The organism is Pseudomonas sp. NPDC090208 (genome assembly GCF_044746785.1).
Lineage (GTDB): Bacteria > Pseudomonadota > Gammaproteobacteria > Pseudomonadales > Pseudomonadaceae > Aquipseudomonas.
This window is the reverse complement of sequence record NZ_JBIVCU010000009.1, coordinates 242,215-261,380: the sequence shown is the minus strand read 5'-3', so window position 1 is coordinate 261,380 and position 19,166 is coordinate 242,215. Positions and strand designations below refer to the sequence as shown.

The following is a 19,166-nucleotide window of genomic DNA, read 5'->3' as shown; positions in this document are numbered from 1 at the left end:
CTCACAAGCGAATCGACAGGCCATCGGCCAGTGACTGGCGATAGGCGCGCCAGGCTGGCACGCTGCCCATCAGCAGGGCCGCCAGCAGAATGCCGGCCAACAGCGTCCATTCATACGAACTTGGCAGCGACAGCGGCAAGTACAGCCCGTAATTGGCCTGCACGTAACCCTGAGACGCAGCGATGCCGATGTACAGCAGCGCCAGACCGCTGACCGCACCGGCCAGCGCCAGGGCGAACGCTTCCAGAATCAGCAGGCTGGCGACATGCCAGGGGCGGGCTCCGACCGAGCGCAGGATAGCCATTTCCCGGCGCCGTTCGTTGAGGCTGGTGAGAATCGCCGTGAGCATGCCGATCAGACCGGTCAGCACCACGAACAGCGAAATCACGAACAGCGCCTTTTCGGCAGTGCCCATCAGGCTCCACAACTCCTGCAAGGCCACGCCGGGCAAGATTGCCAACATCGGCTCGCCACGGAATTCGTTGATCTCCCGTTGCAGGGCGAAGGTGGAAATCTTGCTGTTGAGGCCGAGCATGAACGCGGTGATAGCCGTGGGCGTGAGGTCCATGTTGCGCGCCTGATCGGCGCTGATGCGCCCGGCGCCTTGGGCGGGCACGCCGTTATGCCAGTCGATGTGAATCGCTTCCATGCCGCCGAGGCTGATGTGCAGCGTGCGGTCCACCGGCGTGCCGGTGCGCTTGAGAATGCCGACCACGGTGAACGGCTTGTCGTCATGCTTGACCAGGCTCACCGTCGCCACGCCGTGGGCCAGCACCAGCTTGTCGCCGAGCTTGTAGTGCAGGGCATCGGCCACTTCGGCGCCGAGCACGACTTCGAACGGATCGGTGGCGAACGGGCGGCCGTCGGCCAGTTCCAGATGCTGCTGGCGACCGTATTGGTAATGCTCGAAATACGCCTCGCTGGTGCCCATCACCCGATAGCCGCGATGGCTGTCGCCGAGGGAAATCGGAATCGCCCATTTCACCTGCTTGCTGTTGGCGAAATGTTCGAAGCTGTCCCAGCGGATGTTGTTGGTGGCGTTGCCGATGCGGAATACCGAATACAGCAGCAGATTGACCGAGCCAGAGCGTGCGCCGACGATCAGGTCGGTGCCGCTGATGGTGCTGGCGAAGCTGGCGCGGGCTTCGGTACGCACGCGCTCTACGGCCAGCAGCAGGCAGACTGACAGGGCGATGGCGAAAGCGGTGAGAAAGGCCGTGAAACGGCGGTTGGCAAGACTGGCCAGCGCCAGACGAAGAAGATACATCTCAAACCTCGGGAGCGGCGGCGGCGCGATTGAGTTCGGCCAGCGACAGGTGACGGTCGAACAGCGGCGCGAGGCTCTGGTCATGGCTGACGAACAACAGGCTGGCGCCGGCCTCGCGGCATTCGGCGAACAGCAATTGAATGAAGGCCTCGCGGGCATCGGCATCCAGCGCCGAGGTTGGCTCGTCGGCGATCACCAGTTCCGGCTGGCCGATCAGGGCGCGGGCGGCGGCGACCCGTTGTTGCTGGCCGATGGACAGCGAATCGGCACGACGCCCGAGCATCTGCGGATCTTTCAGGCCCAAGTGGGCCAGCAGCGTGGTGGCGGCCTGTTCGACGCTGCCGTGACGCTGGGTGGCCCGTTGCGCACGCAATTTCGAGAAGTGGCAGGGCAGCTCGACGTTTTCACGCACCGACAGAAACGGCAGCAGGTTGAACTGCTGAAAGATGTAGCCGGTGTGATCGACGCGAAAGCGGTCGCGGGCGCTGGACGACAGTTGCGTCAGCTCCTGGCCGAGCAGGCGGATGCTGCCGCTGTCCGGCTTCTGCACGCCGCCGAGCAGGCCGAGCAGGGTGGTTTTGCCGCTGCCGCTGGGGCCTTTGAGAAACAGCGTCTCTCCGGCCTCCAGACGAAATTGCGGGATATCCAGCAGCGGCGGGTGTCCGGGCCAGGCAAAGCCCAGGCCGGACAGCTCGATGAGCGCCTGGGTCATCAGAACTTGACCACCGGATTGCTCGGACGCACTTCCGCGCCCATCTGCCGTTTCGGCGTCACCAGTTGCACCTGGATGGTCTGGGTGGCCGGGAAGCTCTTGAACAGCTGCGTCAGGTCCAGCTTGTTGAGCACGGCCGGCACGCCGCAGGTGAACTGGTAGTGGCCATGGATTTCGCTGTGTTCGTGCTCATGGGCGTCGCCGTCTTCATCCTTGTCGCCGTATAGCGGGCTTTCCACGCGCGCCTTGACCACGCTGCACTGTGCGGCTTCCGGGATGTTGAACAGGCCATGGGGCTTGAGCAGGGTTTCCTTGGCCAGGGCCAGGGTCATCTTGTCGGCGTCAGTGGTGGCGGCGTGTTCGAAACCGGCGATGTTCATCGCCGGGGTGTCCAGTTCCAGCTCCAGGGTGCGGCCGTCCAGCGCCAGATCCAGTCGTGCCACACCGTGGACGTGGGCGCCGAGGCTACCGTGTTCATGGTCGTGATCGTGTTCGTCGGCGGCGTGGGCGAATGTCAGGGGCAGCAACGCGAGGGGCAAGGCGAGGAACAGACGACGCATGGGCAAGGGCTCCGGGGGAAAGGGTGTAAAAATTGTTATGTAATCTTATAACAATGTTTCGTGGCGTTTCTTAAATTTTTACACCGCGTTCTTTTTGTAGGGGCTGGCTTGTCCTGCGAGCGCGCCGGGGTCGCTCTCGACGGAACCCGTCGTAAATCCGGCCAGTGCGGTGTGTCAGGGTTGCATAGTCGTCAGGGTTTACTGCCGGTGCCCGGCAGGTCGCAGGGCAAGCCAGCTCCTACAGGTTGGGTGGCTGGTGGGCGACGCGTGCAGCCTGCCGGATCCTGTGGGACCATCCCCCGCAGCCAAACAGAGGACACACATCATGTTGCGAATTCGTGGAACCGTCGGTGACCTGCCGGTGGATCTGACTGTGGAAATGGACGAAAGCGACTGGGCCCGTCTGGGTGCGCAGTTCGAGGTGAGCAAGCCGGCGGCCGATGTGGTGGCAAAGCCTGCGGCGCCGCGCAACGATGCGGCGTGGGATATTGCTCAGGACCTGTTGCGCAAGGCCGGGCACATGAGCGGGCCGGATCTGCTCGGGCAACTGGAAGGTCTGGCCGGCAGCACTGCTGCGGGCAAGCGCCTGATGGTGCGCATGCGCCACAGTGCCAACGTCAAAGTCGAAAGCCATGGCGATGCGCCGGTGTATCACTGGGTGGAGTAGCGCGCGATCTTTGTAGGAGCTGGCTTGCCCTGCGAGCGGCTGCGAAGCAGTCGTAAGACCGGCAAACGCGTTGTGTCAGCGAGAACGCATTCTCAGGATTACGACGACTCCGTCGCCGGTCGCAGGACAAGCCAGCTCCTACAACAAAGCCGGCCTGTCCAATTCGAATCAATACAACGCAGCAAACAGCTTGCGGCGGTAGGTGGTGACCAGTGGGTGGTCATTGCCCAGCAGATCGAACACCTGCAACAACGTTTTGTGCGGCTGGCCTTCGTTATAGCTGCGGTTGCGGGTGAACAGCTTGAGCAGGCCGTCCAGCGCCGCTTCGTATTGCTGGCGGGACAGTTGCTGAATCGCCAGTTGATACGCCGCTTCATCGTCCTGCGGGTTTTGCGCCAGACGCGTCTTCAGGTCCGCGACATCCGGCAGTGCTGCCGCCTGAGCGAGAAAGGTCAGTTGCGCCTTGGCACCGGCCAGCGCCGCCTTGTGCTCGTCGCCCTTGACCGCGTCGAGCACGGTGCGCGCTTCGTTCAGCTCTCCGCGTTCAGCCAGGCAGCGCGCGTACAGAATCAGCGCGGCGGCGTTGGTGTTGTCTTCGGTCAGGATGGTCTGCAACACCGCTTCGGCTTCGGCGAAATGACTCTCGGCGAACATCGCCTGCGCGGTCTGCAACGGGTCGGCGGCGGCCGGTGGCGGCATCTGCACATGGGGTTCGAGCAGGGCGCGGATCTGCGACTCGGGCTGCGCACCGGCAAAACCGTCCACCGGCTGGCCGTCCTTGAACAGCACCACGGTCGGCAGGCTGCGAATGCCAAAACGACCGACGATGTCCTGCTCGGCATCGCAGTCGACCTTGGCCAGCAGCAGTTCGCCCTGATAATCCTCGGCGATCTTCTGCAGCAGCGGCATCAGCACCTTGCACGGCGCGCACCAGTCCGCCCAGAAATCCACCAGCACGGGTTTGTGAAACGAATTCTCGATGACCAACTGATCGAAAGTGGCAGTGGTCGCATCGAAGATGTACGGCGTGTCCTGGCTCATCGCAAGTCTCGAAAATAAAGGCTCAGTGGCGGCAACTATAAAGGGCGGCCGGGTGTTGTTGAAAGGTGAAGCCATCAAACCTGTAGGAGTGAGCTTGCTCGCGATGGCGTTATCTCTGTGAAATGGATGCTGTCTGCCCCGGCGTGATCGCGAGCAAGCTCACTCCTACAAAGATGTGTCGCTAGCGGGCAGCGTGATACAGACTCACCTTGCGAAACTCCCACGGCTCGGCCAGGTCCGGCAGGGTCAGGGCGTCGAGGATACCGAGGCGGGTATAGGCCGGGTGCTGGAAATCCTTCACCCGCGAATCCGCCACCAACGCCTGTTTTCCGCGACTGAGAAAGTGATCGAGCAACGGCAGGTTGGCGCGGTCGTAGAGCACGTCGGCGACCAGAATCAAATCGAAGCGGTCCTGCTCGGCAAAGAAATCTGCCGAGTAACCCAGCTGTACATCATTGAGTTCGGCGTTGGCGCGGCAGGCGGCGAGGGCCACCGGGTCGAGATCGCAGGCCACCACTTCCAGGGCGCCAGCCTTCTTCGCGGCAATACCGGCGACACCGGAACCTGCGCCGAAATCCAGCACGCGCTTGCCTTCGACCCAATGCGGCTGCTCGGCGAGAAAACGCGCCAAGGCCAGGCCGCTGGCCCAGCAGAAGCTCCAGTAGGGCGGCTCTTCCAGAATGCGCCGGGTTTCTTCCGCGTTGAAGGCGCGGTCCATATTCGCCGCGTCGATCAGCCACAAACCGAGATCGGTGCCCGGCAGCGTTTCGGCAACCAGCCGGGCATCGCCCAGCAATTCGCTCAACGCCGCCTGCAGGTGCTGCGGTGGGGTCATGGTGCGGTGACGAATTGCAGTTGGCCCAGCGACTGGGTGGCCGGTTGGGTGATCAATACCGCCGGCAGATGCAGAATCAACTGGCCGGACTGGCTGGCGCGGCCACGCAACTCGACGCGGGCGCCCACCGGGAAGGCTTCCGGATTGAACCGCAGCTGGAAGGGCAGCGACTGGTTATTGCCGGTCAGTTTGGTACTGCTCAGCAGTTTTTGCGGGCGGTTGCGCTCGTCGATCACCAGCAGCGCCAGTTCGACCTCTGCACCGGCCGGCACACCCAGCAGCTGGCCGCTGATCTCACGCTGATAGGCCGGCAGCGGCCCCGGGCTTTCCGGCAGTTTGATTGCGTTGGGTGCAGGTTTGGCCGGTGCAGCCTGTTTGGGCGGCTCGGGCGTACTGCAGGCGGCGAGCAGGCCGGCCAGGCTGAGGATGGCAAGCGGACGTAGCGTCATGGACAGCTCCGGCAAAAAAACGAAATACGGGCGCGACACAGGCGATACCACGCAGTATCGCCGAGGATGGCGGCTTTCGCCGCGCAGATGCGCGTCTATATACCGTAAAGCCGCGCACTTGTCTTGCCAGCGGGATGCGCTACCATGGCCCTCCCTTTTTTTGTTGCCTGCCACCATGCACTGTCCCTTCTGCGGTGCCAACGACACCAAAGTCATCGATTCCCGTCTGGTTGCCGAAGGCGATCAGGTCCGCCGTCGCCGCGAATGCGTGGCCTGCGGTGAGCGTTTCACCACCTTTGAAACCGCCGAACTGGTCCTGCCCCGGCTGATCAAGCAGGACGGCAGTCGCCAGCCCTTCGACGAAGAAAAGTTGCGTGCCGGCATGCAGCGGGCGCTGGAAAAGCGTCCGGTCAGCGTCGAGCGCCTGGAAGCCGCGCTGGCCCACATCAAGAGCAAGCTGCGCGCGACTGGCGAACGCGAGGTCAAGTCGCTGATCGTCGGCGAGCTGGTGATGGCCGAGCTGCAGAAACTCGACGAAGTCGCCTATATCCGCTTTGCTTCGGTGTACCGACGGTTCCAGGACCTCAACGAATTCCGCGAAGAAATCGACCGACTGGCCCGCGAGCCGGTTAAAGAGTAAGCATGTCCTCCACTGAGCAAAGCGTGCTCGACGCCTTTTATATGGCGCGAGCGCTGGAACTGGCGCGCAACGGTGTCTACTCGACACACCCCAACCCGCGGGTTGGTTGCGTCATCGTGCGTGACGGCGAAATCGTCGGCGAAGGCTGGCACGTGCGCGCCGGTGAGCCCCATGCCGAAGTCCATGCGCTGCGCCAGGCCGGTGACAAGGCCAAAAGCGCCACGGCCTACGTCACCCTCGAACCCTGCAGCCACCACGGACGCACGCCACCGTGTGCCGAAGCGCTGGTCAATGCCGGTGTCGGGCGGGTGGTCGCTGCGATGCAGGACCCGAATCCCGATGTCGCTGGTCGTGGGCTGCTGCGCCTGATGAGTGCCGGGATCGCCGTGCAGAGCGGTGTGCTGGAAGGCGAAGCTCGGGCGATCAACAAAGGTTTTCTGAAGCGCATGGAGCACGGCCTGCCGTACGTGCGGGTCAAGCTGGCAATGAGTCTTGATGGCCGCACCGCGATGGCCAGTGGCGAAAGCCAGTGGATCACCGGCCCCGAGGCGCGTTCGGCGGTGCAGCGGCTGCGCGCGCAATCGAGCGTAGTGCTGACAGGTGCCGATACCGTGCTGGCAGACAACGCGCGGCTGACCGTGCGCCCCGATGAGCTTGGCCTGAATGCCGAATTGACCGCGCTGGCCATGACCCGTCCACCCTTGCGTGTGCTGATCGACGGGCGCTTGCGGGTGTCGCTCGATGCGCCGTTCTTCAAGGCCGGCAGTGCGCTGGTCGCCACCTGCGCTGCTGCATCGGCCCGCGAGCGTTATCAGCAGGACGGCCATGAAATGCTGGCGCTGGCCAGCAGCGGCGGTCACGTCGACCTGCGTAAATTGCTGGTGGAATTGGCCGCCCGTGGCGTCAACGACGTGCTGGTCGAAGCCGGGCCGAAACTGGCCGGCGCTTTCACCCGGCTCGGCTTGGTCGATGAATTCCAGATTTTCATCGCCGGCAAGTTCATGGGTTCCTCGGCGCGTCCGTTGCTGGACCTGCCGCTGGCGCAAATGAACGAAGCGCTGGAGCTGAAAATCGTCGAAATGCGCGCAATCGGAAATGACTGGCGCGTCATCGCAATACCGGCTCCTGCCGCCAGCGTATAATCCCCGGCCATCGTCTTAACGCTGGCCCTGTTCTCCTGGAGGACCCATGTTTACCGGCATCATCGAATCCATCGGCAGCATCCGCGCCCTGACCCCAAAAGGCGGCGATGTCCGCGTTTATGTGGAAACCGGCAAACTCGACCTCTCCGACGTCAAACTGGGCGACAGCATCGCCGTCAACGGCGTGTGCTTGACCGCCGTTGAATTGCCAGGCGACGGCTTCTGGGCCGACGTCAGTCGCGAAACCCTCGACGTTACGGCTTTCGTCGACCTGAAAACCGGCAGCCGGGTCAACCTGGAAAAAGCCCTGACCCCGACCACCCGCCTGGGCGGCCATCTGGTCAGCGGCCACGTCGACGGTGTCGGCGAAGTGCTGTCTCGCGAAGAAAACGCCCGCGCCATCCAGTTCCGCATGCGCGCGCCGCGCGAGCTGGCCAAGTACATCTCGCACAAGGGCTCGATCACCGTCGACGGCACCAGCCTGACCGTCAACGCGGTCAACGGCGCCGAGTTCGAACTGACCATCGTCCCGCACACGCTGGCCGAGACCATCATGGGCGACTACCGTCCGGGCCGTAAGATCAACCTTGAGGTCGATCTGCTGGCGCGTTACCTGGAGCGTCTGCTGCTGGGCGACAAGGCCGCCGACCCGACGCCGGCCCAGGGCGGCACCATCACCGAAAGTTTTCTGGCCGCCAACGGCTACCTCAAATCCTGAATGAAGGGGGTGCCGCGTGGCGCTCAATAGCATCGAAGAACTGGTCGAAGACATCCGCCAAGGCAAGATGGTCATCCTCATGGATGACGAAGACCGCGAGAACGAAGGCGATCTGATCATGGCCTCCGAGTGCGTCAAGGCCGAGCACATCAACTTCATGGCGCGCTACGCCCGTGGCCTGATCTGCATGCCAATGACCCGCGAGCGCTGCGAGACCCTGAAGCTGCCGCTGATGGCGCCGCGCAACGGTTCTGGTTTCGGCACCAAGTTCACCGTCTCCATCGAAGCCGCCGAAGGCGTCACCACCGGCATCTCCGCCGCTGATCGTGCGCGCACCGTGCAGGCCGCTGCCGCGCGCGACGCCAAGGCCGAAGACATCGTCAGCCCAGGCCACATCTTCCCGCTGATGGCCCAGGCCGGCGGCACGCTGTCCCGTGCCGGGCACACCGAAGCCGCCTGCGACCTGGCGCGCATGGCCGGTTTCGAGCCGACCGGGGTGATCTGCGAAGTGATGAACGACGACGGCACCATGTCCCGTCGCGCCGAGCTGGAAGCGTTCGCGGCCGAGCACAACATCAAGATCGGCACCATCGCCGACCTGATCCACTACCGCATGATCCACGAACGTACCGTTCAGCGGATTGCCGAACAGCCGCTGGACAGTGAACTGGGCCAGTTCAACCTGGTGACCTACCGTGATTCGGTCGAGGGCGACGTTCACCTGGCGCTGACTCTGGGCAAGATCTGCGCGGAAGAGCCGACCCTGGTTCGCGTACACAACATGGACCCGCTGCGCGACCTGCTGATGGTCAAGCAACCGGGCCGCTGGAGCCTGCGCGCCGCGATGTCGGCGGTGGCCGAGGCCGGCAGCGGTGTGGTGCTGCTGCTCGGTCATCCACTGGATGGCGAAGCGGTGCTGGCCCATGTGCGGGAAACCGCAGGCGCTGCGCCCGCCAAGACGCCGACCACTTACAGCACCGTCGGTGCCGGCTCGCAGATCCTGCGCGACCTGGGTGTACGCAAAATGCGCCTGATGAGTTCGCCAATGAAGTTCAACGCGATATCCGGTTTCGATCTGGAAGTTGTAGAATACGTGCCCTCCGAATAAAGACCGGCAGGTCATGGGCGGTGAAAGCTTCGGGTTTTCACCGTTTTTGCCCCTGCGGTCGCCGATTCGTGGCCTAAAATCCCTGAAAGCGCGCGCCTGATGCGCGCTTGCTCTTTATATGAGACTCAGCCGAATGACCCTGAAGACCATCGAAGGTACCTTCATCGCCCCACAAGGTCGCTACGCCCTGGTGGTTGGCCGCTTCAACAGCTTCGTCGTGGAAAGCCTGGTGAGCGGTGCCGTTGATGCCCTGGTTCGCCATGGCGTGAGCGAAAGCGACATCACCATCATCCGCGCACCGGGCGCATTCGAAATCCCTCTGGTCGTGCAGAAAGTGGCCCAGCGCAGCGAATACGCCGCGATCATCGCCCTGGGCGCCGTGATCCGTGGTGGTACGCCACACTTCGAATACGTTGCCGGTGAATGCACCAAGGGCCTGGCTCAGGTTTCCATGGAATTCGGCGTACCGGTCGCCTTCGGCGTGCTAACCGTCGACTCCATCGAGCAAGCCATCGAACGTTCCGGCACCAAGGCCGGTAACAAAGGTGCCGAAGCTGCCCTGTCCGCCCTTGAGATGGTCAGCCTGTTGGCGCAGTTGGAGGCCAAGTGATTAACGACGAAAGCGATCAGTTCAACCCGCGTGAGCCTCGCCCGGCCGACGCCGGCAAGCCATCGAAAAGCGAAAAGCGTCGTGCAGCCCGCAAGCTGGCGACCCAGGCGCTGTATCAGTGGCACATGGCAGGTCACTCGCTGAACGAAATCGAAGCACAGTTCCGCGTCGACAACGACTTTACCGATGTTGACGGCGTGTACTTCCGCGAGCTGCTGCACGGTGTGGCCACCAGCAAGACCGAGATCGATGTCGCGCTCAAGCCTTGCCTGGACCTGACTCTGGAAGAACTCGACCCGGTCGAGCTGTCGATCCTGCGTCTGTCGACCTACGAGCTGCTCAAGCGCGTCGACGTGCCTTACCGCGTGGTGATCAACGAAGGTATCGAGCTGGCGAAAGTCTACGGCTCGACCGACGGCCACAAGTTCGTCAACGGCGTGCTCGACAAGCTGGCTCCGCGTCTGCGCGAAGCCGAAGTGAAGGCCAACAAGCGCTGAGGCGGTCGGGTTTTCCCGACACCTGAGTGTTTCACGCCATGGGCGAATTCGAGCTGATCCGCAACTTCTTCGCCGCTGCGCCCTGTGCGCAGCCCGGCGAAGGTGTGGCATTGGGGATCGGCGACGACTGCGCCCTGTTGTCGGTGGCGGCTGGCGAACAGCTGGCGATCTCCACCGACACGCTGGTCGCCGGGGTGCATTTTCCCGACGTCTGCGATCCTTTCCTGCTGGGCCAGCGTGCCCTTGGCGTTTCGGCCAGCGATCTCGCGGCCATGGGCGCCGCCCCCCTTGCATTTACCCTTGCCCTGACCCTGCCGGAAGTTTCCACCGACTGGCTGCAGGCGTTCGCCCGTGGCCTGAACCAGATGGCCGAGGGCTGCGCGCTGCGTCTGATCGGTGGCGACACCACCCGTGGCCCGTTGAGCATTACCGTGACCGTGTTCGGTCGTGTGCCTACAGGCCAGGCCCTGACCCGCAGCGGCGCGCGTCCCGGCGATCTGCTGTGTGTCGGCGGCCCGCTGGGCGACGGTGCCGGGGCGCTGCCATTGGTGTTGAACCCGCGCAGCGAGCAGACGTCTACCACTCAGGCTCTGTTGGCGCGCTACTGGTCACCGCAGCCGCAACTGGCGCTGGGCCAGGCGTTGCGCGGCAAGGCGACTTCCGCACTGGACATCTCCGACGGTCTGCTCGCCGATTGCGGGCATATCGCACTGGCATCAGGTGTGCGCTTGCTGGTCGAACGCGAGCGCGTGCCGATGTCCGAGGCGCTGCAGGCGTTTTTCGACCCTGAACAGGCGTTGCAGGCGGCGCTGGCCGGTGGCGATGACTACGTGCTGGCGTTCACCTTGCCACCTGCGCATCTGGCAGCGCTGCAGGCTGCGGGCTGGCCGGTGCGGGTGATCGGCCGGGTGGTCGAAGGGCAGGGCGTGGCGTTGATCGACGAGCAGGGGCAGGATGTCACTCCGCAAACGCGGGGCTATCAACATTTTCGGGAGACACGGTGACAGACCATCCTAATCAGGTCCCGGCGGAAAACGTTCCGCCGTCGGTGTGGACCAATCCCTGGCATTTCCTCGCCTTTGGCTTCGGCTCCGGCACGTTGCCCAAGGCACCCGGAACCTGGGGCTCGATGGTGGCCGTGCCGTTCATTCCGCTGTGGCAGATGCTGCCGGACTGGGGCTACTGGCTGATGCTCGGCATCACCATGCTGTTCGGCTTCTGGCTGTGCGGCAAAGTGGCCGACGATCTGCGCGTGCATGACCACGAAGGCATCGTCTGGGACGAAATGGTCGGCATGTGGATCACCCTGTGGCTGGTGCCCGAAGGCTGGGGCTGGCTGCTGATGGGCTTTCTGATGTTCCGCTTTTTCGACATTCTCAAGCCGTGGCCGATCCACTGGATCGACAAGCACGTGCATGGCGGCGTCGGCATCATGCTCGACGACGTGTTGGCCGGTGTTTTTGCCTGGTTGGCGATGCAGGGTCTAGTCTGGGTGTGGGGCGTTCTATAGGACACAACGCATGGGCCGTGTAGGGAAGAAGTGGTGGCTTGCCCTGTCGGTACTGCTGACGGTATTCGTGCTGACCGCGGCGTCGGGTTCGGCTGACTCGCCTGCGGGCAAGCCCCGCGACATCGTGCTGGTCAGCGAGCAGTGGAATGCCTACACCGAAGCCGACGGCACGGGCCTGGGTTGGGACTTGATGCGCGAGATCTTCGAGCCGGCCGGCGTTCGGGTCATCACCCGCATCGAGCCCTATACGCGGGCGGTCGGTCTGGTCCAGCGTGGCGAGGCCGATGCCTGGGTGGGTGCCTACGAGCATGAAGTCGAGGGCACGCTGTATCCCAAATGGCATTACGATACCGACGAAATCTACGCCCTGGGCCTGACCTCCAAGCCGACCCCGAACCTGCTGACCCTGGGCAACTTCCGCTTGGCCTGGGTGCGCGGCTACGAATTTCAGCATTACCTGCCTAACGCCGTTCACTTCAAGGAAGTGGCCCGGCGCGACCATATCCTGTCGATGCTCGAATACGGCCGCGCCGATCTGTATATCGATGCCAAGCCGGAGATCGATTTCATTCTGGGCCAGTCGGAAGATGCCGGGCGTTTTCGCATGACCTGGCTGAAAGCGATTCCGTTGTACCTGAGCTTTTCCAACAACGACCGTGGCCGGGCCCTGCGTGCGCTGTTCGATGAACGCATGGCGCTGCTGGTGCGTTCCGGCAAACTGAAAGCGATTTTTGCTCGCTGGAAACAGCCCTATCCCTTCGACTCCGACGACGATCGCGGCCGGTTGGGGGTGAGGGAATGATCGAACTTTCTGATCTGACTGGCCGAAAATTCAGCCTAAGCGTCAGTCGGAACCTACTGTTACAATGCCGCCTTGCTAATTTCCAGTCCTCATACTGATCAGGAGCACACGGTGCCCGTCGTATTTGTCGCGGCTTCCAAGCTGCCTACCCCTTTTGCCACTTTCAAAATGAACGGCTTCCTCGAAGAGGAAACCGGTCGTGAACACGTTGTACTCAGCCTGGGTGATGTGTCGGATGGCGCTCCGGTACTCGGTCGCGTGCACTCCGAATGCCTGACCGGCGACGCCCTGTTCAGCCAGCGCTGCGACTGCGGTTCGCAGCTGGAAGCCGCTCTGCGTGCCATCGCCGCCGAAGGTCGCGGTGTGCTGCTGTACCTGCGCCAGGAAGGTCGCGGTATCGGCCTGATGAACAAGATTCGCGCCTATGAGCTGCAGGACGGCGGTGCCGACACCGTGGAAGCCAACGAGCGTCTGGGCTTTGCCGCCGACCAGCGTGATTACGCGATCTGCCTGCCGATGCTGGAGCATCTGGGCGTGAAGTCCCTGCGTCTGATGACCAACAACCCGCGCAAGGTCAAAGCGCTGACCGACATGGGCATCAACGTGGCCGAGCGCGTGCCGCTGCACACCGGGCACAACCCGCACAACAAGCTGTATCTGGCGACCAAGGCCGGCAAGCTCGGGCACATGATGGGTAACGAGCACCAGAGTGAGGTCGACCCGGCGTGACACGGGGCAACGTGCGGCGCCGACTGGCACTGGCGTGGTGGCAGCAGTTGATGCTGACACTGGCGCCGTTGCTGGTGGTCTGCGTGTTCTTTGGCGGCGATGAGGCTGCCAGCCCGTCGGTATTCGCCATGCCGCTGTTCATTGCCGGCGTGGCGTCGATGTTCGTCAGCCTCAAGCCGTTCGGCGTGTACAAGCGTTCGCTGATTGCCACGCAAAAGGCTCTGGATACCCCTGAAGAGCCTGCCGCCTGGTTGCGTCTGGCGGCTGACCGGCGCATGGCATTTCTCGCTGCCGGCCTGCCTGCATGGATTGCCGCGGTGGCCGTGTTTGCCGACCTGGAAGCCGTACCGCTGTTGTTGCTGGCACTTTCCAGTGTGGTGCTGCTGGTCCTCTATCGCATTCCTCGCCAACTGGCCTGATGCGCCGGTTTATCACCTGTCTGCTGTTGCTGCTGGCCTTGCCGGTCGGCGCGGTCGAGCGCGTGGTCAGCCTGGCACCGTCACTGACGGAAATCGTCGTGGAACTGGACGCCGCCGATGTGCTGGTCGGCGTGCTCGACGGCGGCGAACGGCCCTCGACCCTCGCGGCATTGCCTTCGGTCGGCCAGTACGGCCAGTTGCAGATGGAGCGCCTGCTCAGTTTGCAGCCGGATCTGTTGCTGCTGTGGCCGGGCAGTGTCAGTGCCGCCCAGCGCGATCAGTTGCAACGTCTGCACATCCCCACCTTTACCGCCGAACCCCACACCCTGGATCAACTGGCCGCGCAGATCGAACAGATCGGTGAACGGCTGGGCCGGGGGGAGCGTGGTCGACAATTTGCTGCCGAATTCCGTCAGCAACTGGCCCAACTGCGCCAGCGCTATCACCGTGACGTGCCGCTGAGCGTGTTCTATCAGGTGTGGGACAAGCCGCTGTACACCGTGGGCGGCGGGCAGATCATCAGCGACGCCTTGAGCGTTTGCGGTGCCCGCAACGTCTTCGCCGACCTGACCCTGCCGGCTCCGCAGGTCAGCCTGGAAGCCGTATTGCAGCGTGACCCTGACCTGATTCTGGCCAGCAGCCCTTCGCTGCTGTCAGCCTGGAACGCCTGGCCGCAACTCAAGGCCGTCAGCAACAAACACCTGCTGGCGGTCCCGGACAAAGGCCTGGAGCGCGCCAGTGGGCAGATGCTGGGGGCGGTAGCAAAACTGTGCGCTGAGTTGTCTGAGAAGGCGGCAGGGCTGGATTCCAGCCGCTAAACCAGCTTCCTCAAGAGGCGTTTCTCGCGCATGAGAGCCGGTCCAGGACGACTTCTATTTTGGTTATCGCCGCCAGCGATTCCTTAAATAGAACGGTGTCAGTTGAGCCGGTGTTGTGGGCCAGGTTTGCGTATTTGAAGGATTCGCGTTTTAGAGCGAGTTTCACCAGTGCAGAAGGTATCGGGTCTTCTAGTCCTTCAAAATATGAGAATGTTGCAGTTAAATCACGGATCGATGAGCTGATGTTGTTTTTTATATGAGTTCGAGTCGCGAGATATGCAGCGCCTCGCACTTCTAACTCTCTGGACTTCTTGCCAAGGCCGTTTATCGTGTCCGCATCTTCACAATCTATGGCTTGGTACAGTCGCATATCATCGGCATTCTTTGGGAAAGTAATGCGTGATTTCGTGAATGCGTATATGCACTTCAGCTTACGGTGGCAGGCCAACTCGGTAACGGCCGCTGAGCTATTTTGCGGGATCGCAGGGTTTTGGGCAGGGCGGGAGAGCGAAGTGGTACCCGGGCCGTTGGTAGCCGATAATACGTGCTGTCGCAGTGTGCTGGGACTGCTAGTTCCGTTGTTTGGAGCGTGAGGCCCTGAAGTGGGTACCAAGTGCAGGCGGATAGAATTTATAGGCAATGGAAACGCTCCTTCTGAAAGCGCCGAAGCATCCCATCACAAATCGAATCACGCTTTTACATTCCGCCCATCAAAGCTCCGGGGTCCACGTCACCCCGAACATCCACGTCCGGCCCTCTTCGCGGTAGCCGTAGTTGCTGCCATCAAAGCTGTACAGCGTGCGGCTGTAGCGTTTGTCCAGGGCGTTATCCAGTTTGAATTCCAGCTTCACTTCGTCGCTGGCTTTCCAACTGCTGCGCAGGCCGAACAGCGCATAGCCGCCGATGTGCTGGGTGTTGGCTTCGTCGTTGTAGCTGTCGCTGACGGCTTGCCAGCTGGCGCCGAGGCCGAGGCGGTCAAACTGGCGATCCAGGTCGAGGTTGACCGTGCGCCGTGCGCGGCGGTTGAGGGTGTGGCCGGTGTCGCGGTCGCGCGGGTCGATGATCGAGGCGCCGAGTTTGCCGGTCCAGCCGAACAGTTGCTGTTCCAGCGAGGCCTCGAAACCGTTGATGCGTGCTGCGCTGATGTTCTGCGGGCGGAAGTCGCTGTCCAGGGCAATCGCGTCTTTCAGATCGGTGCGGTACAGCGAGGCTTCCAGTTTGCTGGTGTCGCTCAGGCGGCTGCGCCATTGCAGTTCGTAGCTTTTCGAGTGCTCGGGCTTGAGATTCGGGTTGCTGAAGCCGGGGTAATACAGGTCGTTGAACGTCGGGGCGCGGAAGCCTTCGCTGTAGGACAGCAGCACATCGTTGCTGTCGTTGAGCGGCACGGTCAGGCTACCGCTCCAGGTGTTTTCGCTGCCGAACTGCTGGTTGCGGTCGTGGCGCAGACCGATTTCGGTGGAGAAACCGTCGCCCTTGTAGCGATGCTGGATGAACGCGGCGCGGTTCCAGCGGCTGTCCTCGTCGAACGGCGTGCTGCTGTTGACCCGGTCCTCGTAGCTGTCCAGCCCCAGCATCAGGCTGTTGCGCTCGTCGAGGGTCAGGTCGTTCTGCCAGTTGAGCGAATCGCGGTAGGTGTTGAACACGTAGCGGTCGCTGCTGAGCTTGTCGAAGGTCTTCTCGCGGTTTTCGCTGTGGCCCAGTTCCAGCCGGGCTTTCCAGCGCTGATTGATCCGTGCGTCGAGATACGTGCCCAGGCTGCTCAGCTCGAAATCGCTGTATTGCTGCTGGCCGACACTGTTGAAGGTGACCGGGTCGAACAGGCCGAACGGGTTGTCGAATTCGGTCTTGCCACGGTTATCCAGAGCGTTGAAGCCGATTTCCACGTCATCGTTCAGGCGGTGGCTGAGGTTCAGGCTCAGCGATTTGTTGCGGTAGGCGTCGTGGTCGGCATCGCTGGCAAAGGACGGCCCGGTGCGGTCGATGCCGGCGGTTTCGTCGAGGCTGGTGCCCAGATTGAAGCGGGTCTGCTGATCGCCGCCAGACAATCCCAGGCTGTGTTGCCAGGTGTCGCGATTGCCAAAGCCGCTGTGCAGGCGCGCTTGTAAACCCTGTTCGGCTCCGCGCCGGGTGAAGATCTGAATCACCCCACCGATGGCATCCGCGCCATAGACCACCGAACGCGCGCCGCGCAGCACTTCCACGCGCTCGATCTGCTCGACATTGAGGTACTGCAGCGCGCTGTCGGCAGACGTGGCGTTGGCGATGCGTTGGCCGTCGACCAGCACCAGGCTCTGCGCTGCCTTGGTCCCGCGAATGTAGATCCCAGGCAGGCTGCCACGACCACCGCTGGGCGCCACCTGGACACCGGGCACGCGGTTGAGCAGGTCGGTGACGCTGGTCGGTTGCAGGCGCTCGATGTCGTCGCGGGTGAACACGGTGTTGGCGGCCGTGCTGTCGTCCCGCTGCTCGACCTGACGGTTGGCGCTGATCAGCACGTCCGGCAGTTTCAGCGCGCTTTCGCGGTCAGGCAGGTCGGCGAGGGCTTGGGTGGCGGGGAGCAGAGAAAGGGTCAGGGCGAGGCGAGAAAGCGTCATGATGTTCCGGGGAGTCGCAAACTTGTAGGAGTGAGCTTGCTCGCGATCAGCGTCCTGACAGTCCACCGTTTGGTGTCTGACACTCAGCAATCGCGAGCAAGCTCACTCCTACAGGGGCAAGGCTTAGATGATTTTCAGACGCTCACGGATCGACGCTTCGATTCCGTCTGCATCCAGTCCGCATTCGGCCAGCATCTGCGCCGGCTTGGCGTGTTCGACGTAGCTGTCCGGCAGGCCCAGGTGCAGCACCGACTTGAGAATGTTTTCCCGAGCCAGGAATTCACTGACCGCTGCACCGGCGCCGCCCATGATGGCGTTTTCTTCGATGGTCACCAGCAGGTCGTGGCTGGCGGCCATTTCGCGCACCAGTTCGTCGTCCAGCGGTTTGACGAAGCGCATGTCGACCACGGTGGCGTCGAGGGTTTCAGCGACTTTCAGCGCATCGGCCAGTTGCACGCCGAACACCAGCATCGCCACCTTGCTGCCTTGACGACGAACGATGCCCTTGCCGATTTCCAGCGGTTGCAGGTCGTTATCGATCACCGCGTTCGGGCCGGTACCGCGCGGGTAACGTACGGCCGCGGGGCCGTTGAACAGGTGGCCGGTGGTGAGCATCTTGCGCAGCTCGTTCTCGTCGCTCGGCGTCATCACCAGCATGCCGGGGATGCAGCGCAGGTACGACAGGTCGAAGCTGCCCGCGTGGGTCGGGCCGTCTTCGCCGACCAGACCGGCGCGGTCGATGGCGAACAGTACGTCGAGGTTCTGCACCGCAACGTCGTGAATCAGTTGGTCGTAGCCGCGCTGCAGGAAGGTCGAGTAGATCGCGACCACCGGCTTGGCGCCTTCGCAGGCCATGCCGGCGGCGAGGGTCACGGCGTGCTGTTCAGCGATGGCAACGTCGAAATAGCGCTCCGGGTAACGCTCGCTGAACGCCACCAGATCCGAACCTTCTTTCATCGCCGGGGTGATGCCGAGCAAACGCTCGTCGGCGGCGGCCATGTCGCACAGCCACTGGCCGAACACGGCGGAATACTTCGGCCCGCCGGCTTTTTTCGGTGCAGCCGCAGGGGCGTTCACCGGGTCGAGCTTGGTGATCGCGTGGTAGCCGATCGGGTCGACTTCCGCCGGGGCGAAGCCTTTGCCCTTTTTCGTCACCACGTGCAGGAACTGCGGGCCCTTGAGGTCACGCATGTTGCGCAGGGTGGCGACCAGGGTCGGCAGGTCGTGGCCGTCGATCGGGCCGATGTAGTTCCAGCCCAGTTCTTCGAACAGGGTGCCGGGAACCAGCATGCCCTTGGCGTATTCCTCGGTGCGACGGGCGATTTCCCAGGCTCCGGGCAGGCGCGACAGCACCTTCTTGCTGCCTTCGCGCATGCTCGCGTAGGTGCGGCTGGAGAGAATCTTGGCCAGATAGTTGGACAGGCCGCCGACGTTGCGCGAGATCGACATGTCGTTGTCGTTGAGAATCACCAGCATGTCGGCGTTGACTTCCGGCGCGTGGTTCAACGCCTCGAAAGCCATGCCGGCAGTCAGCGCACCGTCACCGATCACGGCAATGGCCTTGCGGTCGTTGCCTTGCAGACGGTTGGCGACGGCCATGCCCAGCGCGGCGCTGATCGAGGTGCTGGAGTGGCCGACGCCAAAGGTGTCGTACTCGCTCTCGCTGCGCCGTGGAAACGCCGCCACGCCGCCTTTCTGGCGCAGGGTGGACATCTGCTGGCGACGACCGGTGAGGATCTTGTGCGGATACGCCTGATGTCCGACGTCCCAGACCAGCCGGTCATCGGGAGTATCGAAGACGTAATGCAGGGCCACGGTCAGTTCGATGACGCCGAGGCCGGCACCGAAATGTCCGCCGGTCTGGCCAACGGTATAGAGCAGCTCCAGGCGCAGTTCGTCAGCCAGGGCTTCGAGCTCGGCGTCACCTAACCGGCGCAGGCCGTCCGGCGTCGCTGCCTTGTCGAGCAGGGGCGTGGACGGGCGCTCGCGGGGAATCTCTTTGAACGTCGTGGGCATCAGGCGAATCGTTATGAGTAAAAGACGCGGCA

At 63.0% G+C, this 19,166-nt stretch carries 22 protein-coding genes; 13 read left to right on the top strand and 9 right to left on the bottom strand.

Annotated features, from left to right (window positions below):
- Position 1: 1 nt before the first annotated feature.
- Genes ACIPL0_RS17085 through ACIPL0_RS17075 form a run of 3 tightly spaced genes read right to left on the bottom strand, consistent with a single transcriptional unit; the run spans position 2 to position 2,539 of the window.
- Positions 2–1,267: an ABC transporter permease gene (locus tag ACIPL0_RS17085; RefSeq protein ID WP_400597446.1), complete on the bottom strand. Its 1,266-nt coding sequence runs from the start codon at positions 1,265–1,267 to the stop codon at positions 2–4.
- A gap of 1 nt (position 1,268) precedes the next feature.
- Positions 1,269–1,979 (bottom strand): ABC transporter ATP-binding protein, encoded by a 711-nt coding sequence (locus tag ACIPL0_RS17080; RefSeq protein WP_400597447.1) that lies wholly within the window; start codon positions 1,977–1,979, stop codon positions 1,269–1,271.
- On the bottom strand, positions 1,979–2,539 hold the full coding sequence (locus ACIPL0_RS17075) for a DUF2796 domain-containing protein (protein WP_400731557.1): 561 nt from the start codon (positions 2,537–2,539) through the stop codon (positions 1,979–1,981). The genes ACIPL0_RS17080 and ACIPL0_RS17075 overlap by 1 nt, the downstream gene beginning before the upstream one ends.
- Before the next feature lie 325 nt (positions 2,540–2,864).
- Between ACIPL0_RS17075 and ACIPL0_RS17070 the strand changes: the two genes are divergently transcribed.
- Complete coding sequence (locus tag ACIPL0_RS17070) at positions 2,865–3,206, top strand: hypothetical protein (RefSeq protein WP_400597450.1); 342 nt, start codon at positions 2,865–2,867, stop codon at positions 3,204–3,206.
- A 168-nt stretch (positions 3,207–3,374) separates the two neighbouring features.
- Here the strand turns inward: ACIPL0_RS17070 and trxA are convergent, their stop codons facing one another.
- The 3 genes from trxA to ACIPL0_RS17055 all read right to left on the bottom strand — a co-directional run bounded on the left by trxA (position 3,375) and on the right by ACIPL0_RS17055 (position 5,531).
- Positions 3,375–4,247: a thioredoxin gene (gene trxA / locus ACIPL0_RS17065; RefSeq protein WP_400597452.1), complete on the bottom strand. Its 873-nt coding sequence runs from the start codon at positions 4,245–4,247 to the stop codon at positions 3,375–3,377.
- A gap of 181 nt (positions 4,248–4,428) precedes the next feature.
- The gene (locus tag ACIPL0_RS17060) at positions 4,429–5,082 is read right to left on the bottom strand and encodes a class I SAM-dependent methyltransferase (RefSeq protein ID WP_400597453.1); all 654 of its coding nucleotides are present in this window, start codon (positions 5,080–5,082) and stop codon (positions 4,429–4,431) included.
- Positions 5,079–5,531 (bottom strand): YbaY family lipoprotein, encoded by a 453-nt coding sequence (locus ACIPL0_RS17055; RefSeq protein ID WP_400597454.1) that lies wholly within the window; start codon positions 5,529–5,531, stop codon positions 5,079–5,081. Before ACIPL0_RS17055 ends, ACIPL0_RS17060 begins: the two co-directional genes overlap by 4 nt.
- A gap of 175 nt (positions 5,532–5,706) precedes the next feature.
- Between ACIPL0_RS17055 and nrdR the strand changes: the two genes are divergently transcribed.
- The 12 genes from nrdR (at position 5,707) to ACIPL0_RS16995 (ending at position 14,524) form a co-directional block, all read left to right on the top strand.
- A complete protein-coding gene (gene nrdR, locus ACIPL0_RS17050) occupies positions 5,707–6,171 on the top strand; it encodes a transcriptional regulator NrdR (protein WP_167362104.1) in 465 nt (154 codons plus the stop codon).
- 2 nt (positions 6,172–6,173) lie between these two features.
- Entirely contained in the window at positions 6,174–7,313 is a 1,140-nt protein-coding gene (gene ribD, locus ACIPL0_RS17045; RefSeq protein WP_400597456.1) for a bifunctional diaminohydroxyphosphoribosylaminopyrimidine deaminase/5-amino-6-(5-phosphoribosylamino)uracil reductase RibD, read from the top strand.
- A gap of 46 nt (positions 7,314–7,359) precedes the next feature.
- Positions 7,360–8,031, top strand: a complete 672-nt coding sequence (locus ACIPL0_RS17040) for a riboflavin synthase (protein WP_400597457.1) — start codon at positions 7,360–7,362, stop codon at positions 8,029–8,031.
- A gap of 16 nt (positions 8,032–8,047) precedes the next feature.
- Positions 8,048–9,139 (top strand): bifunctional 3,4-dihydroxy-2-butanone-4-phosphate synthase/GTP cyclohydrolase II, encoded by a 1,092-nt coding sequence (gene ribBA, locus ACIPL0_RS17035; protein ID WP_400597458.1) that lies wholly within the window; start codon positions 8,048–8,050, stop codon positions 9,137–9,139.
- 133 nt (positions 9,140–9,272) lie between these two features.
- Positions 9,273–9,749, top strand: a complete 477-nt coding sequence (gene ribE / locus ACIPL0_RS17030) for a 6,7-dimethyl-8-ribityllumazine synthase (RefSeq protein WP_108239524.1) — start codon at positions 9,273–9,275, stop codon at positions 9,747–9,749.
- Positions 9,746–10,246: a transcription antitermination factor NusB gene (gene nusB, locus ACIPL0_RS17025; RefSeq protein ID WP_400597460.1), complete on the top strand. Its 501-nt coding sequence runs from the start codon at positions 9,746–9,748 to the stop codon at positions 10,244–10,246. The genes ribE and nusB overlap by 4 nt, the downstream gene beginning before the upstream one ends.
- 38 nt (positions 10,247–10,284) lie before the next feature.
- On the top strand, positions 10,285–11,250 hold the full coding sequence (gene thiL / locus ACIPL0_RS17020; protein ID WP_400597461.1) for a thiamine-phosphate kinase: 966 nt from the start codon (positions 10,285–10,287) through the stop codon (positions 11,248–11,250).
- Positions 11,247–11,756, top strand: a complete 510-nt coding sequence (locus ACIPL0_RS17015; RefSeq protein ID WP_400597462.1) for a phosphatidylglycerophosphatase A — start codon at positions 11,247–11,249, stop codon at positions 11,754–11,756. Before thiL ends, ACIPL0_RS17015 begins: the two co-directional genes overlap by 4 nt.
- A gap of 10 nt (positions 11,757–11,766) precedes the next feature.
- Complete coding sequence (locus tag ACIPL0_RS17010; RefSeq protein ID WP_400597463.1) at positions 11,767–12,558, top strand: substrate-binding periplasmic protein; 792 nt, start codon at positions 11,767–11,769, stop codon at positions 12,556–12,558.
- A 111-nt stretch (positions 12,559–12,669) separates the two neighbouring features.
- Complete coding sequence (gene ribA / locus ACIPL0_RS17005) at positions 12,670–13,287, top strand: GTP cyclohydrolase II (protein ID WP_274135997.1); 618 nt, start codon at positions 12,670–12,672, stop codon at positions 13,285–13,287.
- Positions 13,284–13,706, top strand: a complete 423-nt coding sequence (locus ACIPL0_RS17000) for an MFS transporter (protein WP_400597464.1) — start codon at positions 13,284–13,286, stop codon at positions 13,704–13,706. The genes ribA and ACIPL0_RS17000 overlap by 4 nt, the downstream gene beginning before the upstream one ends.
- On the top strand, positions 13,706–14,524 hold the full coding sequence (locus ACIPL0_RS16995; protein ID WP_400597465.1) for a cobalamin-binding protein: 819 nt from the start codon (positions 13,706–13,708) through the stop codon (positions 14,522–14,524). The genes ACIPL0_RS17000 and ACIPL0_RS16995 overlap by 1 nt, the downstream gene beginning before the upstream one ends.
- A gap of 10 nt (positions 14,525–14,534) precedes the next feature.
- On the opposite strand, the gene ACIPL0_RS16990 is transcribed toward ACIPL0_RS16995, so the two are convergent.
- From ACIPL0_RS16990 to dxs, 3 genes are all read right to left on the bottom strand, one after another.
- Positions 14,535–14,894, bottom strand: a complete 360-nt coding sequence (locus ACIPL0_RS16990) for a hypothetical protein (RefSeq protein WP_400597466.1) — start codon at positions 14,892–14,894, stop codon at positions 14,535–14,537.
- A gap of 340 nt (positions 14,895–15,234) precedes the next feature.
- The gene (locus ACIPL0_RS16985) at positions 15,235–17,118 is read right to left on the bottom strand and encodes a TonB-dependent receptor domain-containing protein (protein ID WP_400597467.1); all 1,884 of its coding nucleotides are present in this window, start codon (positions 17,116–17,118) and stop codon (positions 15,235–15,237) included.
- 123 nt (positions 17,119–17,241) lie between these two features.
- Entirely contained in the window at positions 17,242–19,134 is a 1,893-nt protein-coding gene (dxs, locus tag ACIPL0_RS16980) for a 1-deoxy-D-xylulose-5-phosphate synthase (protein WP_400597468.1), read from the bottom strand.
- Between the last annotated feature and the right edge of the window lie 32 nt (positions 19,135–19,166).